The following is a 15,869-nucleotide window of genomic DNA, read 5'->3' as shown; positions in this document are numbered from 1 at the left end:
CGTCCGGGGGCTGCGCACGCTCTCTTGTGGTTACCCGGTAACCGTAGGAGAGTGTCGCGTCGGCAGGGAAGAACGCACTTTTCGGTGACGGGGGAACCTCATGGGAACCAAGCAGGTCAGGGGCACGCCCGAGGAGCAGGCGGATCTGCGGCGGGCGGACTCACTGGCTCGGGAGATCTTCTCGGACGTCGCCGACAAGTGGGCGCTGCTGATCATCGAGGCCCTGGGAGAGGGCACACTGCGCTTCAGCGAGGTGCGGAACGAGGTCGAGGGGATCAGCCACAAGATGCTCACCCAGAACCTGCGCAAGCTGGAGCGCAACGGGCTGGTCGAGCGGACCGTGTATCCCACGGTGCCGCCGAGGGTCGAGTACACCCTGACCGAGGCGGGCCGGGAGCTACGGAAGGCGGTCGACGTGATGTGCGACTGGACCCACCGGAATCTCGGCCGCATCGAGGCCGCCCGCCGCGAATTCGACGTCTGACGGATTCAGCGGCCCGGATCAGCGAGACCGGGCAATCACTGCCGCCCGTAAGGCATTCGGGACCTGCTTACATCGGCGATTGCATATCCATGCCACCAGATCAACACTGGGTTGGGGGCCTTTATGTGCCAATTGAGGATGGTGCGCAGAGAATGCCCAGAGCTCAGAGCGCGAACGATGACGATCACACTCCGGAGACCGCGTACGAGGTCGCCGTACCGGAGGACGACAGCGGCGCCGAGGGCCCGTCGGACGTCTTTCTGGATGTTCCCACACTGCATCTCGACGAGCTGGGCCTGGAAGTGGAGGACCTTCGGGCCCGTGTCTCCTTGCAGGCCGAAGTACTGGATCTGCTCAAGCTGAACGTCGGCGCCGATGTGCGACTCGGGCACGTCGGACTCGACATCAAAGGGGTCGATGTCGAGGCGCAGCTCAAGGTGCGTCTGCACAATGTGGCGACCATCCTCGCCCGTGTCCTGGAAACGGTCGACCGTAATCCCCAGATCCTCGAACAGCTGACCCGCGGAGTGGGATCCGCCGTCGAAGATATCGGCGGCGGGACGGGAAGAGCCGTAGGCGAACTCGGTGAGGGCGCCGGCGGCGCCGTCCGGGAAGTGGGCCGGGGAGCAGGCTCGGCTGTGGAGTCCGTCGGGGAGGGTGCGGAGGCCGCCGTCGAAGACGTCGGGAGCGGTGCCGGGTCCGCGGTGGAAGACGTCGGGAGCAGTGCCGGGTCCGCGGTGGAAGACGTCGGCGAAGGCGCCGGGTCCGCCGTGGACGAGGTGGGCACCGGGGCGGGGGCTGCTGCGGAGCACGTCCCGGAGGCGCTCGGTGAGACTGCGGAAGCGGTGGGCGACGGTGCCCAATCCGCGGTCCAGGAGACCGGCGACAACGCTGCGGGCGTCACCGGCCAGGCCTTGGAGAAGAGCCGTGACCTGCCCGACGACGCCCGCGAGCACGCGGACGGCGCGGCGGATGGCGCGACCGGACGTGCGGAGACCGCACGCGGCGGCCGGAGCGGGAGAAGCGAGGCGGGCGCCGGGGACGGAGAGTCCGGCCGTGGTGCGGGGGCCCCGAAGGGGAAGGCGGACCACGGCGAGGTGTCCGGCCGGCGAGGGGCCGGCAGGAACCACGCCCGCGCGCCGGAGGTGCAAGCGGGCGGCAGGCGCCCCCACAGGGGCCGGGCACCGGTCACTCCTCGGCGTCGCCCCGTACACCGGCGGGAACGCTGAGTTCAGCCCTGGCTGCCGGCACGGCGTCCGGGCGCTACGCGGAAGGTGCCCGCGGAACCTCGGAAGCCGACTCCGCATCGAGGATCCGGACGCTTCGGACGTCGTCCACGATCCGCGGGTCCGATCCGACCGCGAAGTCGTGGACGGCGAGAATGACGGGTCGCGGGCACACAGCTCGTCGAAGTCGGCGACGCACCCAGCTCTCCGAGCCATGACCTCCAGATATGGACGGGGCATGCGGACAGCCTCCCGTGGCCGGCTGTCCGCATGGACGGGCTCCAGCTCCATACGGCTCAGGCCTCGGCGCCGCCGATCGGCACCCGCTCCCGACCGGGCCGGACAAGCTCTGCCGCAGCCGGTCGGCGAGGTGCCGATTCACTCGGATGGCGCCCTCCGGACAAGAGGCGGACAGTGGGAATCGAGGGAGCTGCGCGTCATCGAGGGCCCTCGGCATCCCGATGCCTTCGACGCCCCGTCGTGCGCGAGCGGAACACCCTCGGAAGAGGAATTCCTCATGACAGTGAATGAATCCACCGGGGTCGGCACACCGGCCACCGGAACGGGCTCGACCAAGGGAAGAACGACCATCGCCGATTCGGTCGTCGCCGTCATCGCGGGTATCGCCGCACGCGACGTGTCCGGCGTCCACGCCATGGGTGGTGGGGCATCCCGCACCATCGGTTCGGTGAAGGACCGGGTGCCCGGTGCGACCGGCCATGGGCGAGGCGTCAAGGTGGAAGTGGGTGAGAAGCAGGCGGCACTCGACCTCACCGTGGTCGTGGAGTACGGGGCAGCGATCGGGGACGTGGCGCGGAACGTCCGCTCCGGCGTCTCCGAGGCCGTGAAGACCATGACTGGTCTCGAAGTGGTGGAAGTCAACATCGCTGTCGTCGACGTGTACGTGCCGGGCGAGAGCAGCGACGACGAGGACGAACAGCAGAGTCCCTCACGCGTCCGGTAGTGCCGGACACGAGCCGGGTACCGCTCTCCGGCCACCCGCGCCAGGGCCCCGTCTGCGACAGGCTGACGACGGTTCGCCCGGCGGAGCCCGCAGACGAGTCTTCAAGGTGGTGAACCCATGGATGACAAGACGAAAGTCGCCCTGGCCTCGGCCGTGGCCGGCGGTTATGTACTGGGACGGACGAAGAAGGGCCGACTGGCCCTGAGCGTCGCGATGTTCCTCGCGGGCAAGAGCTTCGGCCTGGAACCCCGGCAGCTAGCCGTCGAAGCCGCACGGCGCTTGGGGCAGGTGCCGCAGGTCGCCGAACTGCAGGAGCAGCTACGCACGGAGGGCGTCGAGGCAGCGCGTGGCGCCATGACCGCCGTGGCCAACCGGGGTGTGGGGTCCCTGGCCGACGCGATCGGCGGGCGCACGCTCGGCCTCCTCGGCAAGGAGGACGAGGCACAGTCGTCCGACGAGGACGCGGACGAGGACGCGGACGCTGAAGAGGAGGGTGCGGAAGACGAGGGTGCGGACGCGTACGAGGAGGACGAGGAAGAAGAGGGCGAGGAGGAGCCTGAGGAAGAGGAGGAACCTGAGGACGAGGAGGAGCCTGAGGAAGAGGGCGAGCCTGAGGACGAGGACGAGCCTGAGGACGAGGACGAGGAGGAAGAGGACGAGGACGAGGACGAGGAGGAAGAGCCCGAGGAGGACGAGGAACCTGCGCCCGCACGGCGTCGGCACCGAGCGCCCCGCAAGGACGCGGCTCGGAAGTCTCCGCCGGCCAAGAAGTCTCCGCCAGCCAAGAAGTCCCCGCCAGCCAAGAAGTCCCCGGCCGCCAAGAAGTCCCCGCCTTCGAAGAAGACAGCCGCGAAGAAGACCGCACCCGCCAAGAAGGCCGCCGCCAAGAAGACGGCCCCCCCGAAGAAGACAGCCCAGAGTCCGGCGAAGAAGACCGCTGCCAAGAAGACGGCCGCGAAGAAGACAGCCGCCAAGAAGACCGCGCCCGCGAAGAAGGCGGGCAGCAGATCCAGGTCGTCGGCCGGTAAGGCTGCGAAGAGTACGGCCAGCCGCTCCCAACGACGGAGGTAGCCCGTCATGACGAGGACCGAGGACGCCCCGCAACAGGGCGAGGAGACCGCTGTCGGCAAGCTCCGCGACGAGGTGTTCAACTACATGGGGGCCCAGTTGGAGCGGGCGGCGGAGACGGTCGGCCAGAAGCTGACGGACGTCACCGGCCAGCTCACAGAGGTGGCGGACAACGGGGGCAAGTTGCCGGAGGGAGCATCGCGTCTGCTCCACGGCGATTCACCGGTGCGGTCCTTCCTCTCGGAGAAGGCCAAGTCAGCGACGAGTGGGGTGTCCGACAAGGTCAAGGAGACACTCGGCGGCGGGGGCGGCGGCCGGAGCGAGGGCAAGGCCGGCGACACGAAGGTGACGAACATCGTCGAGGTGCTCGACGTGGGCGTGCCCCTGCGTGTCGCGTACGACCAGTGGACCCAGTACGAGGACTTCAGCAGCTTCGCCAAGGGCGTCAGCAGCGTGTCCAGGGACGACGAGACGACAAGCAAGTGGAAGGCGAAGGTCGGCCCCTCCACGCGAAGCTTCGAAGCCACCATTCAGGAGCAGATCCCCGACGACCGCATCGTGTGGACCTCCGAGGGCTCCAAGGGGACCACTCAGGGCGCGGTCAGCTTCCATGAGCTGGCTCCGAACCTGACCCGCATCGTCCTGGTCGTGGAGTACTACCCCTCCGGCTTCTTCGAGAAGACCGGAAACCTGTGGCGCGCCCAAGGGCGGCGCCTGCGGCTGGACTTCAAGAACTTCCAGCGGTACGTGACGCTCACGGAGGAGGAAGCCGAGGGCTGGCGGGGGGAGATACGCGACGGAGAGGTCGTCCGCACCCACGAAGAGGCGATGGAGGAAGAGGACGAGGAGAAGACCGACGACGACGGAGACGGCGAGGACAGCCAGGAGGAGGAGGGCGAGAACGAGGGGGAAGAGGCCGAGGAGGAAGAGGCCGAGGACGACGACGAGGGCGAGAAGCCGTAGATCCGGCACCGCGTCGTCCGCCGCAGCGGGGAAGGAACGAACCCCTGTCGCGGGAGGCGCCGCAGAAAGCGGAATGGGGCCCGGCCCACAGGCCGGACCCCCCTCGCTTTCCCCCTCCGTCGGGCTTCCCGATCCCCCCGGACCCCTCCCCGGAAGTCCCGACGCTGAGTACGACCGGGGATGGTGCACAAAGGTTGTACGCCTTGACGATCTCTTTACCTTTGTGCTGCCGACCGACTCTCAGCAGGCATGTTCCAGGTACCGGGCGGCGACTTCGGCGATCACCTCGGCGCCGTCGCGGGCCCAGAGTCCCTCGTTGAAGATCTCCACCTCGATCGGCCCGTCGAAGCCGGTCGCCTCGACCTGTCGGCGCATCGTCCGGAAGTCCACCGATCCGTCGCCCAGTTGGCCTCGCCCCACGAGAACGCCCGCCGGGAGCGGGGTGATCCAGTCGGCCAGCTGGAAGGAGTGGATCCGCCCGCCCGCACCCGCCCGGGCGATCTGCGCGGGCACCTGGTCGTCCCACCAGATGTGGTAGGCGTCGACGACCACACCGACCTGCTCGGCGGGGAAGCGCTCGGCGAGGTCGAGGGCCTGGGACAGGGTGGAGACGACGCAGCGGTCCGACGCGAACATCGGGTGCAGCGGCTCGATCGCGAGGCGGACGCTCCGCTCGGCCGCGTACGGGGCCAGCTCCGCCAGCGCGTCGGCGATCCGCTCGCGGGCACCGAACAGGTCCTTGTCCCCCTCGGGGAGACCGCCGGAGACCAGGACCAGGGTGTCGGTGTTCACGCCCGCCGCCTCGTCGACCGCCGCCCGGTTGTCGTCCAGGGCGCGGGCCCGCTCCGCCGGGTCGGACGCCGTGAGGAACCCGCCGCGGCAGAGGCTGGTGACGGTCAGGCCCGCGTCCTTCATCAGCCGCCCGGCCCGCTCGACGCCGTACTCCTGCACGGGCGCCCGCCAGAGGCCGACCTGCCGGATGCCGGCTTTGGCACAGCCCTCGACGAGCTCCGGCAGGGACAGTTGGCGGACCGTCTCCTGGTTGACGGACAGGCGGGACAGATCGGCGTTCATCGGCCTCCTCCGTGGACGGTCAGCAGCGCGCGCATGCGGGACTCGGCCAACTCCGGGTCCGGGAACAGGCCCAGCCGGTCGGCCAGTTCGTACGCCTTCGCAAGGTGCGGCAGCGAGCGGGCGGACTGGAGACCGCCGACCATCGTGAAGTGCTCCTGGTGGCCCGCCAGCCAGGCGAGGAACACCACGCCCGTCTTGTAGAAGCGGGTCGGGGTCCGGAACAGATGGCGTGACAGCTCGACCGTGGGGTCGAGGAGGTCGCGGAACCCCTGGACGTCACCGGTGTCCAGGACCCGCACCGCGTGGGCGGCGAGTGGGCCGAGCGGGTCGAAGATGCCGAGCAGGGCGTGGCTGAAGCCGCGGTCGTCGCCGGCGATCAGCTCCGGGTAGTTGAAGTCGTCGCCGGTGTAGCAGCGCACTCCGCCGGGGAGGCGGCGCCGTACGTCGATCTCGCGCTCGGCGTCCAGCAGCGAGATCTTGATGCCGTCGACCTTGTCCGGGTGTTCCGAGATGACCTTGAGGAAGGTGTCCGTGGCGGCGTCGAGGTCCGCACTGCCCCAGTAGCCCTCCAGCGCCGGGTCGAACATCGGGCCGAGCCAGTGCAGGACGACCGGCTCACTGGCCTGGCGCAGGAGATGGGCGTACAGCTCCAGGTAGTCCTCGGGGCCGTTCGCCGCGGCGGCCAGCGCGCGGGAGGCCATGAGGATGGCCTGCGCACCGCTCTCCTCGACCAGGGCGAGCTGCTCCTCGTACGCCGCGCGCACCTCGGGGAGCGTCGCGGGGCCGGTGAGCTGGTCGGTGCCGACGCCGCAGGCGATCGCTCCGCCCACGGACCTCGCCTCCGCGGCCGATCGGCGGATCAGTTCCGCCGCACCGGCCCAGTCGAGGCCCATGCCGCGCTGGGCCGTGTCCATGGCCTCGGCGACCCCCAGCCCGTGCGACCAGAGGTGGCGGCGGAAGGCGAGGGTGGCGTCCCAGTCGACGGCGACGGGGTCGTCGGGGCTGATGTCGGCGTACGGGTCGGCGACGACATGGGCGGCGGAGAAGACCGTGCGGGAGGCGAGCGCCGCCCCGGACGGCGCCAGGTCGAGCGGGGTGGCGCGGGGTTCGTACGGGCCCTGCGGCAGGTGGATGGTCACAGGCTCAGCTCCGGCACGTCGAAGCGGCGGCCCTCGGCGGAGGACCTGAGGCCGAGTTCGGCGAGCTGGACACCCCGGGCGCCGGCCATCAGGTCCCAGGTGTAGGGCTCGTCGAGGACGATGTGGCGCAGGAAGAGCTCCCACTGGGCCTTGAAGCCGTTGTCGAACTCGGCGTTGTCGGGGACTTCCTGCCACTGGTCGCGGAACGGCTCGGTGACGGGGAGGTCCGGGTTCCACACCGGCTTGGGGGTGGCCGAGCGGTGCTGGACGCGGCAGTTGCGGAGGCCCGCGACGGCGGAGCCGTGCGTGCCGTCGACCTGGAACTCGACGAGCTCGTCGCGGTTGACGCGGACCGCCCAGGAGGAGTTGATCTGGGCGACGGCGCCGCCGGCCAGCTGGAAGGTGCCGTACGCGGCGTCGTCGGCGGTGGCGGAGTAGGGCTTGCCCTGCTCGTCCCAGCGCTGCGGGATGTGGGTCTGCACGTGCGCGGAGACGCTCGTGACCTGGCCGAACAGCTCGTGCAGGACGTACTCCCAGTGCGGGAACATGTCGACGACGATGCCGCCGCCGTCCTCCGCGCGGTAGTTCCACGAGGGGCGCTGTGCGTCCTGCCAGTCGCCTTCGAAGACCCAGTAGCCGAACTCGCCGCGCACGGAGAGGATCTCGCCGAAGAAGCCGCCGTCGATGAGGCGCTTCAGCTTGAGCAGGCCCGGGAGGAAGATCTTGTCCTGGACGACGCCGTGCTTGATGCCGGCGTCGCGGGCCAGACGGGCCAGTTCGAGCGCGCCCTCGACGTCCGTGGCGGTGGGCTTCTCGGTGTAGATGTGCTTGCCGGCGGCGATGGCCTTCTTGATCGCGTCGACTCGGGCCGAGGTGACCTGGGCGTCGAAGTAGATGTCGATCGACTCGTCGGCGAGCACCGCGTCCAGGTCGGTCGACCACTCGGTCAGACCGTGCTGCGCGGCGAGTGCCTCCAGGGCGTGGGCGCGGCGGCCGACGAGCACGGGTTCGGGCCACAGCACCTCGCCGTCGCCGAGGTCGAGGCCGCCCTGCTCGCGGATCGCGAGGATCGAGCGCACCAGGTGCTGCCGGTATCCCATGCGTCCCGTGACGCCGTTCATGGCGATGCGCACTGTCCTGCGTGTCACGAAAGTTCCCTCCATACAGCCGTAGCAAGCGCTTTCTATGCGGTATGACGCTAGCCTGCCGACAGCGGCCCGGACAAGGGGGGCCGCTCCACAACTCCTCGGAGGAGAGCGATGACAGTCACCCTGGCGGACGTTGCGGCCCGCGCCCGGGTGTCCCCGGCCACCGTGTCCCGTGTCCTGAACGGCAACTACCCGGTGGCCTCGTCCACCCGGGAGCGGGTCCTGCGCGCGGTGGACGACCTGGACTACGTGCTGAACGGCCCGGCCAGCTCGCTCGCCGCCGCCACGTCCGACCTGGTGGGCATCCTCGTCAACGACATCGCGGACCCGTTCTTCGGCATCATGGCCGGGGCCGCGCAGAGCGAGATCGGCGGTCCGGGCGACGGATCGGGCCGCGGGGGCGGCGAGAAGCTCGCCGTCGTCTGCAACACCGGGGGCTCCCCCGAGCGCGAGCTCACCTACCTCACCCTGCTGCAGCGCCAGCGTGCCGCGGCCGTCGTCCTCACCGGCGGCGCTCTGGAGGACCCGGCCCACCAGGCCGCGATGGCGGCGAAGCTGGCCAAGCTCGCCGACGCCGGCACCCGGATCGTCTTCTGCGGGCGCCCCCCGCTGCCGGACACCGACGCGGTGACCGCCGCGCTGGCCTTCGACAACCGGGGCGGCGCCAGGCGCCTCACCGAACACCTGATCGCTCTGGGACACCGGCGGATCGGTTACGTCGCGGGGCCCCTGGAGCGCACCACGACCCGGCACCGGCTGGAGGGCCACCGCGAGGCCATGAAGGCGGCGGGGCTCTACGGCGACGAGGAGAGCGTGACCGTGCACGGCCCGTACGACCGGAGTTCCGGCTACGACGCCACGCTCGAACTCCTGCGCCGTGAACCCGCGGTGACGGCCGTCGTCGCCGCCAACGACACCGTGGCGCTGGGCGCCTGTGCGGCGGTCCGGGACCGGGGACTCCGCATCCCCGAGGACGTCTCGGTGGCCGGCTTCGACGACCTGCCCTTCTCCGTGGACGCCGTGCCGGCACTGACGACCGTACGACTGCCGCTCTTCGAGGCGGGGGCGCGGGCCGGACGTCTGGCGATGGGCAAGGAGACGCCTCCGCCTGGTGGTGTGGCGGCCATCGCCGCGGAGCTCATGGAACGGGGATCGACGGCGCCGCCGGCCCGCTGAGACGGGACGCCCGTAAGCCCCGCCGAGACGGGTCGCCCGTACGGTCCGGACCTCCGCGGGCGGAAAGATGGGGGCGACTCCCCCATGCGCCGGACCCGGCCGCCCTCCAGGATGGGCGCGGGAGAACCGCTGGGGCCTCCCTCGACCGGGGAGGTGAACGCGGTGGTGGAGAAGGAAGCGATCGGGGCCACGGGTCTGGAGGCCGCACCGGGCGTCCCGGAAGCAACACCCCGTGTCCCGGAAGCCGCACCGGGCGTCCCGGAAGCCGCACCCCATGTCCCAAGGACCGCACCGGCCGTCCCGGAAGCCGCACCCCGTGCCCAGGAGGCCGCCGACGGCGCCGGACACGCCCCGGTGCCGGACACCTCCCCTCTCCTCGGCGCCCGGGGCCACGGTGATCCGTGGTGGGTACCCGGCACCGTCGGGCCCCGGCCGGACACGGAGCCCGGCTGGGCCGCGTTCGTCCGGGAGGCCGTCGCCCGGACACCGCGTGAAGCACAGGTCGCGGACCGGGCGTACCCGGAGCTGACCGGCTTCCTGCTGGTCGTCGCGCCGTTCGCGGCCCTGGCCGCGGAGCGGCTGGCGGACTCGGTGTCCGGGGACCGCGACGCCGCACGGCCGGGGGCGGCGTCCTGCCCCGCCGGTGTGCTGGACGGCTTCCGGCACGACGTCGCCCGGCGCCTGGCCCTGCTGGCCGCCAGGACCCTCGTCTCGGAACTGCACGAGGCACGGACGTGCGGCCGGCTGAGCGGCGAGGGACCCCGTGAACGCTTCCGTGACTTCCTGCGCCTGACCGCGGGCCGGCCCGGCCTCACCTCTCTGGTCTCCCGCTACCCGGTCCTCGCCAGAGTCCTCGGACAGGCGGCCATGAACGCTGCCGACGCGTTCGCCGAGATGCTCGGCAGGCTCGCCGCCGACCGGGAACTCCTGGGCTCATCCGACGTACTCGGGGACCGGGCCGCGGGACGGTCCGCCGACCACGGGCCGCACACCCTGACCGGGGTCGAATCCGGCACGGGCGACAGCCACCGCGGGGGCAGGTCGGTGATGCTGCTGCGGTTCGCGGACGGCGCCCGGCTGGTCTACAAGCCGCGCCCGCTCGCCGCGCACCGTCACTTCGACACCCTGGTGGAGTGGTTCAACTCCCACGAAGGGACCCCCGATCTGCGGGCGCCGCGAGTCCTCGACCGGGGCGCGTACGGATGGGCGGAGTTCGTGGGAGGCACTCCCTGTCTCTCGACCGCCGAGACCACGCTCTTCTACCGTCGGCTGGGCGCGCTGCTGGCGCTGCTGCACGTCCTGGACGGCACGGACCTGCACCACGAGAACCTCATCGCCTGCGGGCCGCATCCGGTCCTGGTCGACGTGGAGACCCTGTTCCACCCGCCGCTGACACAGGCCCCGCCCGCCGATCCGGCCGCGCGGGCCCTGCACGCCTCGGTCCACCGCGTCGGCCTGCTCCCGCAGTTGCTCGTCGGGGACAGCGACGCGCTCGACATGTCGGCCGTCGGCGGCGGCCGGGCGGCCTCCTCCCCTCTGGAGACCGCCTCCTGGGCCGCTGCGGGCACCGACACCATGCACCTGGTGCGCGCCTCGGGGCGGTTCACCGAATCGTCCAACCGCCCCACGGTCGACGGGGTCCCGGCCGATCCGTTCCGGTTCACCGACGCGCTCTGCGAGGGATTCCGCGCGGCCTACACGGCCGTCAGCGAGTCGCGTGACGAACTGCTCGGTCCGAAGGGGCTGTTGCGCCTCTTCGCCGATGACGAGATCCGCTTCGTCCCCCGGCCGACCTGGACGTACGCCACGCTGCTGCACGAGTCGACCCACCCCGACCTGATGCGGGACGCCACCGAGCGCCAGCAGGTGTTCGCGCTGCTGCGCACCGGGGCCCTGGGTGCTCCCGCGCTGCCCGGTCTGGAGGACGAGGAGATCGCGGAGTTGTGGCAGGGCGACGTACCGGTCTTCACCACGCGCCCGGACAGCACGCGGGTGCACAGCGGCACCGGTCGTGAGGTGCGGGGGCTCGCCGGGCCGGCCGGGCTCGCGCGGGTGGAGGCCAAGATCCGCGCCCTGGACACCGTGGACCGCCAGGACCAGGAGCGGATCATCCGCACGGCCATGGTGAGCACCTCCACCGAGCCCCCGCACCGGGCCGCGGGCGGTGGCAGGCCGCGGGCCGAGGCGACCGCGCCGGAGCCGGAACGCCTGCTCTCCGCCGCGCGCTCGGTCGGCGACCAGCTCGTCTCACTCGCCTACCACAGCGGCAGCCGGACCAACTGGATCGGCCTGGAGCTGCTCGGCGAGCGCTACTGGCGCCTCACACCGCTGGCCGCCGACCTCGCCGGCGGCTACACCGGGCCCGCGCTGTTCCTCGCGCAGCTGGCCTCCCTGACCGGGGCCGCCCGGTACGCCGACGCGGCCCGGGCCGCGCTGGCTCCCGTACCGGGGCTCCTGGACGCGCTGCACCGGCGTGGGGACGACCTCGGACTGCTCGGTTCGGGTGCCTTCTCCGGCCTAGGCGGCATCGCGTACGTCCTGGCCGAGGTCGGAACACTGCTGGAGGACAGCCGGGTTCTGGACTGGGCGGGCCCGGCGACGCGTCTGGCCGCCGCGGCGGGTGCGGCCGAGGAGGGACTCGGGGTCCGCGGCGGCGCGGCCGGCGGCCTGGTGTCGCTGCTCGCCGTGCACGGCGCCACCGGCCGGGCCGAGGCCTGGCGGGGCGCCGAGCTCTGCGCCGAACGGCTCGTGGCGGCGGCGCGCCCCACGTCCGGCGGCTTCGCGGACGGGGCGGCGGGCGTCGGCTGGGCCCTGCTGCGGTTCGCCGGGGCGGGAGGCGGACCGCACCACAGGAACGCCGGGCTGGACGCCCTGCGCGGCGCCGTACGGGGCACGGTCACCGGCCGGTCCTGGTGCGAGGGGACGGCGGGGGTCGCCCTGGCGGTCGCCGACAGTCCCGAGGCCCTGTGCGATCCGGAGCTCCGCGACTGGCTCGCGGCGCAGGCCGGTGACACGGCCCGTGCCGCACCGCAGGGGGACGACAGCCTCTGCCACGGCGAACCGGGCGTACTGGAACTGCTCGGCCACGCCGCCCTGCCCCGGCTGCGGCCCCACTGGCTGCGGCGGGCCGGCACCCTGCTGGCCGCCGCCGACCGGGCGCAGCCGCTCTGCGGGACGCCGGGACACATACCTCACCCCGGGCTGCTCACCGGCCTGTCGGGCATCGGACACGGGCTGCTGCGGGCGGGGTTCCCCGACCGGATCGGTCCGGCACTGCTCATGCGCCACTCCATGGGGGCCGACCGGTCCCGCGTACCCACGATGTCGTCGACCAACGACCAGAAGAAGAGGCAGAGATGACCCAGATCAGCGAGTCGGCCGGATACGTGGACGTCACCGTGGCGCTCGAGGGCGCCTTCGAGCACCCCGCGGGCCGGATATCGCTCGGGAACAACGGCGGGCTCGGTCTGCGGAGCAGACTCCTCAGCGCCTCGGACGGTGACACCAACGGCCCCGACCTTCCGTGGACCACGTTCACCGTCCCGATGTAACCCACTTCCGCCGCTGCGCACGTCATGACGGGAATGTGCCTACTGCCGCACTCTGTACGGCTCCAGTAACCTGCGGCCATGCGTGCGAATTCGCCGGTCGTCGTCGGACGTGACGAGGAGATCGGTCTGCTGAGCAGCGCCCTGGACGCCGCACGACGGCGTTCGGGGCGCGCGCTGTTCCTCCTCGGTGAAGCGGGGATCGGCAAGTCCCGGCTGGTGGGTGAGTGCGCCTACCGGGCCTACGGGCTGGGCATGCCGGTGCTCCGCGGACGGGCGGGCTCCACCGGTCTGGTCGTGCCGTTCCGTCCGCTGGTGGAGGCCCTCTCCTCCCATTTCCGCGCGGCGGGCACGCCGACGGATCCCGAACTGGCGCCGTATCACCCGGCTCTGGCCAGGCTGGTCCCGGAGTGGCGGAGCGGGGTGTCGGCCGGCTACGTGGAGACCGTGGTCGAGCTGGCGGAGGCCCTGCTGCGGCTGCTGTCGGTCCTCGGCCGGGACACCGGCTGCGTGGTGCTGCTGGAGGACCTGCACGACTGCGACACGGAGACCGTCGCGGTCGTCGAGTACGTCGTGGACAACCTGGCGGACCTCCCGGTCCTGCTGCTGGGCACCCTGCGCCCGGAACCGGGCACCGCGCTGGACCTCGTGCGTTCCGCCGAGCAGCGCCACACCGCGACGGTCGTGGAGTTACGGGGGCTCGACGACACGCACGTCCGGGCCCTGACCGGCGCCTGTCTGGAGACACCGCCCGAGCTGATCCCCGAATCGGTCCAGCGGCGTCTGGTCGAACGCGCGGCGGGCAACCCCTACCTGGTCGAGGTGCTGCTCGACGACCTGCTCGACACCGGCAGGCTCCGGCGGACCGACGGCAGCTGGGAGGCGGCGGACCAACCGGACGGTACCCTCCCCTCACGCATCCTGCGGAGCTGGTCGCACCGGCTCGACCGGATGGAGGAGCCGGTGCGGGAGCTGCTGCTGACGGCGGCCACCCTGGGTGGCCAGTTCTCCGTGACGGTCCTGCAGACCGTCACCGGACTGGAGGACCGGGCCCTCTTCACCCACCTACGGTCGGCGGTCGAGACGGGTGTGATCGCACCCGACGGGGCGGCCCCCGACCGGTACACCTTCCGGCACGCCCTCACCGCCGAGGCGCTGGTCTCCTCCCTGCCCCCGGCCGAGCGGGCCGCGCTCGCCCGGCGCGCCGCCGCGGCCGTCGAGGGGTCGGGGGAGCCGCTCGACGAGGACCGCCGGCAGCTCGTGGCCTCGCTGGAACTCGCGGCGGGCAACCGGGCCCGGGCGGCCATCCAGTTCGCCGAGGCAGGGCGGCGGATGCTCGCTTCGGGTTCGCACGGCTCGGCCGTGGTGCTGCTGGAACGTTCCCGCTCCCTGGCGGCGGACGCCGACCTCGCGGCCGTCACCGAATCCCTGGCGGTGGCCCGGGCCGAGGGCGGTGACCTGGACGGGGCCCTGGCCCTCGCCGACGGCCTGCCGCCGCTCCCCGCGCGCTCGGAGGCGGCAGCCCTGCGCGGGGACGCCCACATCAAGATCGCCTGGGTGGCGGTCATGGCGGAGCGTGCCGAGGACACGGCCCGCCAGATCGAGTCGGCGCGAGCACTGTTCGGCCCGTCTCCGTCCCCGGCCCGCCGCGCCTCGCTCGCCGTCGTCCACGGTCACCTCGCACTGCTCCCCGGCGAGGACCGGCGGGAGCCGGAGGCGGCCGAACGGGCCGCGCGCGAGGCCGCCGTGACCGCCGAGGCCGAGGGGCTGCCGGTCGTCGCCTGCCAGGCCTGGCAACTGCTGGCCCTGCTCCACCGGGAGCGGGGCTTCGACGCGGCCGACGCGTGTCTGGAGCGGATGCTCGCCCTGTCCACCGAGCACGCGCTGCCGCTTTGGCGCGTGGAGGCTCTGGTGCGTCTCGGGGTGAACGGCTTCATGCGGACCGGTGACGCGGCCCGTCTGCACTCGGCCCGGACGGCCGCGGCGGAGCTGGGTTCCCTCCTGCTGGCGCAGACGGTCGACGGGCTGCTCGCGATGAACGCGGTGATGTGCGCCCGGTGGGACGAGGCGGAGGAGATCACCACCCGGTCGGTGGAGGCCAGCGCCAGGATCGGCAACCACGGCGCGCACCGCTACCTGCTGCTGGCCGGGGCGGCGGCCGCCGCGCACCGGGGCCGCCGGAAGGAGACCGACAGGGCCCTCGCCGCGTTCCGGAGGGCGGGCGGCGAGCAGTCCGCGCTGGTGCCCCTGCGGCTGGGATTCTGCGGGGCCATCGGGGCGCTGCTGGAGGAGGACCGCCCCGGGGCCGTGGCGGCACTGGACGCGGCCCTGGCCTGGGAACGCGATCACCCCAGCTACTACTACCTGAGCGGCCGCTACGGACTGCGCCCGCTGCTGCGGGTGCTGGCGGGCGACGCGGGGCGCGGGGAGTACGAGGAGGTGGCCGGGGCGCCGGGCGCCGCCCTCGCCTGGAACCGCCAGTTCCTCGAGCTGACGGAAGCGGTGCTGCTCGGCAGGGAGGGTGACACCGCGGGTGCCGAACGGCGGATGGCGTCGTTCCGTACCCGGTCCGAGTCCTTCCCGGTGGCCCGCCACCTCGGTCTGCGGCTGGTCTCGGACGCGGCGCTCGCCGACGGGTGGGGCGAGCCGGTCGTGTGGCTGCGCACCGCCGAGGAGTTCTTCTGGGCGGCAGGGGTGCAGCCGCCGGCCGCGGCCTGCCGGGCGGCGCTGCGGCAGGCCGGGGTGAGTGTGACCCAGCACCGCGGTGGACGGGACCGGATACCCCCGCCGCTGCGGACGAACGGGGTGACCCCCCGCGAGTACGAGGTGTTCGTGCTGCTGGCGGAACGCCCGGGGAACCAGCAGATCGCCCGGCGGCTGTCCATCTCTCCCCGCACGGTGGAGAAGCACCTGGCGAGTCTGCTGAGCAAGACGGGCCGGGCGAACCGCTCGGCCCTGTGCGAGTTCGCCGCGGAGTGCGTGGTCGACCTGCCCTGAGACCACGAGGGCCCGCACGGTGCGGGGCGAGCACGGGCGCAGGTCACGGCCCCGTACGGGCACGGGCCCAGGACACGGGGGT

12 protein-coding genes are annotated in these 15,869 nt (G+C 72.3%); 9 read left to right on the top strand and 3 right to left on the bottom strand.

Annotated elements, in window-relative coordinates; all coding sequences use genetic code 11:
• Positions 1 to 100 precede the first annotated feature (100 nt).
• From ACIRJR_RS10565 to ACIRJR_RS10545, 5 genes are all read left to right on the top strand, one after another.
• A complete protein-coding gene (locus ACIRJR_RS10565) occupies positions 101 to 484 on the top strand; it encodes a winged helix-turn-helix transcriptional regulator (RefSeq protein WP_403776978.1) in 384 nt (127 codons plus the stop codon).
• 152 nt (positions 485 to 636) lie between these two features.
• Complete coding sequence (locus ACIRJR_RS10560) at positions 637 to 1,713, top strand: hypothetical protein (RefSeq protein WP_403776975.1); 1,077 nt, start codon at positions 637 to 639, stop codon at positions 1,711 to 1,713.
• A gap of 514 nt (positions 1,714 to 2,227) precedes the next feature.
• A complete protein-coding gene (locus tag ACIRJR_RS10555; protein WP_403776972.1) occupies positions 2,228 to 2,674 on the top strand; it encodes an Asp23/Gls24 family envelope stress response protein in 447 nt (148 codons plus the stop codon).
• A gap of 117 nt (positions 2,675 to 2,791) precedes the next feature.
• Positions 2,792 to 3,745: a histone protein gene (locus tag ACIRJR_RS10550; RefSeq protein WP_403776969.1), complete on the top strand. Its 954-nt coding sequence runs from the start codon at positions 2,792 to 2,794 to the stop codon at positions 3,743 to 3,745.
• Between the two features lie 6 nt (positions 3,746 to 3,751).
• The gene (locus ACIRJR_RS10545) at positions 3,752 to 4,705 is read left to right on the top strand and encodes an SRPBCC family protein (RefSeq protein WP_403776965.1); all 954 of its coding nucleotides are present in this window, start codon (positions 3,752 to 3,754) and stop codon (positions 4,703 to 4,705) included.
• A gap of 240 nt (positions 4,706 to 4,945) precedes the next feature.
• Here ACIRJR_RS10545 and ACIRJR_RS10540 read toward each other — a convergent pair whose 3' ends face one another.
• Genes ACIRJR_RS10540 through ACIRJR_RS10530 form a run of 3 tightly spaced genes read right to left on the bottom strand, consistent with a single transcriptional unit; the run spans position 4,946 to position 8,066 of the window.
• Positions 4,946 to 5,779 carry a sugar phosphate isomerase/epimerase family protein gene (locus ACIRJR_RS10540; protein WP_403776962.1) on the bottom strand — a complete coding sequence of 278 codons (834 nt, stop codon included), beginning with the start codon at positions 5,777 to 5,779 and terminating at the stop codon, positions 4,946 to 4,948.
• The gene (locus ACIRJR_RS10535; protein WP_403776959.1) at positions 5,776 to 6,918 is read right to left on the bottom strand and encodes a dihydrodipicolinate synthase family protein; all 1,143 of its coding nucleotides are present in this window, start codon (positions 6,916 to 6,918) and stop codon (positions 5,776 to 5,778) included. The genes ACIRJR_RS10540 and ACIRJR_RS10535 overlap by 4 nt, the downstream gene beginning before the upstream one ends.
• The gene (locus tag ACIRJR_RS10530) at positions 6,915 to 8,066 is read right to left on the bottom strand and encodes a Gfo/Idh/MocA family protein (RefSeq protein ID WP_403776956.1); all 1,152 of its coding nucleotides are present in this window, start codon (positions 8,064 to 8,066) and stop codon (positions 6,915 to 6,917) included. Before ACIRJR_RS10530 ends, ACIRJR_RS10535 begins: the two co-directional genes overlap by 4 nt.
• 111 nt (positions 8,067 to 8,177) lie before the next feature.
• Between ACIRJR_RS10530 and ACIRJR_RS10525 the strand changes: the two genes are divergently transcribed.
• The 4 genes from ACIRJR_RS10525 to ACIRJR_RS10510 all read left to right on the top strand — a co-directional run bounded on the left by ACIRJR_RS10525 (position 8,178) and on the right by ACIRJR_RS10510 (position 15,787).
• Entirely contained in the window at positions 8,178 to 9,242 is a 1,065-nt protein-coding gene (locus tag ACIRJR_RS10525) for a LacI family DNA-binding transcriptional regulator (protein ID WP_403776954.1), read from the top strand.
• 165 nt (positions 9,243 to 9,407) lie between these two features.
• Positions 9,408 to 12,602 carry a type 2 lanthipeptide synthetase LanM gene (gene lanM, locus ACIRJR_RS10520; protein ID WP_403778675.1) on the top strand — a complete coding sequence of 1,065 codons (3,195 nt, stop codon included), beginning with the start codon at positions 9,408 to 9,410 and terminating at the stop codon, positions 12,600 to 12,602.
• Entirely contained in the window at positions 12,599 to 12,793 is a 195-nt protein-coding gene (locus ACIRJR_RS10515) for a hypothetical protein (RefSeq protein WP_403776951.1), read from the top strand. The genes lanM and ACIRJR_RS10515 overlap by 4 nt, the downstream gene beginning before the upstream one ends.
• A 78-nt stretch (positions 12,794 to 12,871) precedes the next feature.
• Positions 12,872 to 15,787, top strand: a complete 2,916-nt coding sequence (locus ACIRJR_RS10510; RefSeq protein WP_403776948.1) for an AAA family ATPase — start codon at positions 12,872 to 12,874, stop codon at positions 15,785 to 15,787.
• Positions 15,788 to 15,869: the final 82 nt, after the last annotated feature.

This window comes from Streptomyces sp. NPDC102402 (assembly GCF_044765765.1).
Classification (GTDB): Bacteria; Actinomycetota; Actinomycetes; order Streptomycetales; family Streptomycetaceae; genus Streptomyces.
The sequence above is the reverse complement of the archived record's forward strand: the minus strand, read 5'-3'. Positions and strand labels throughout refer to the sequence as shown.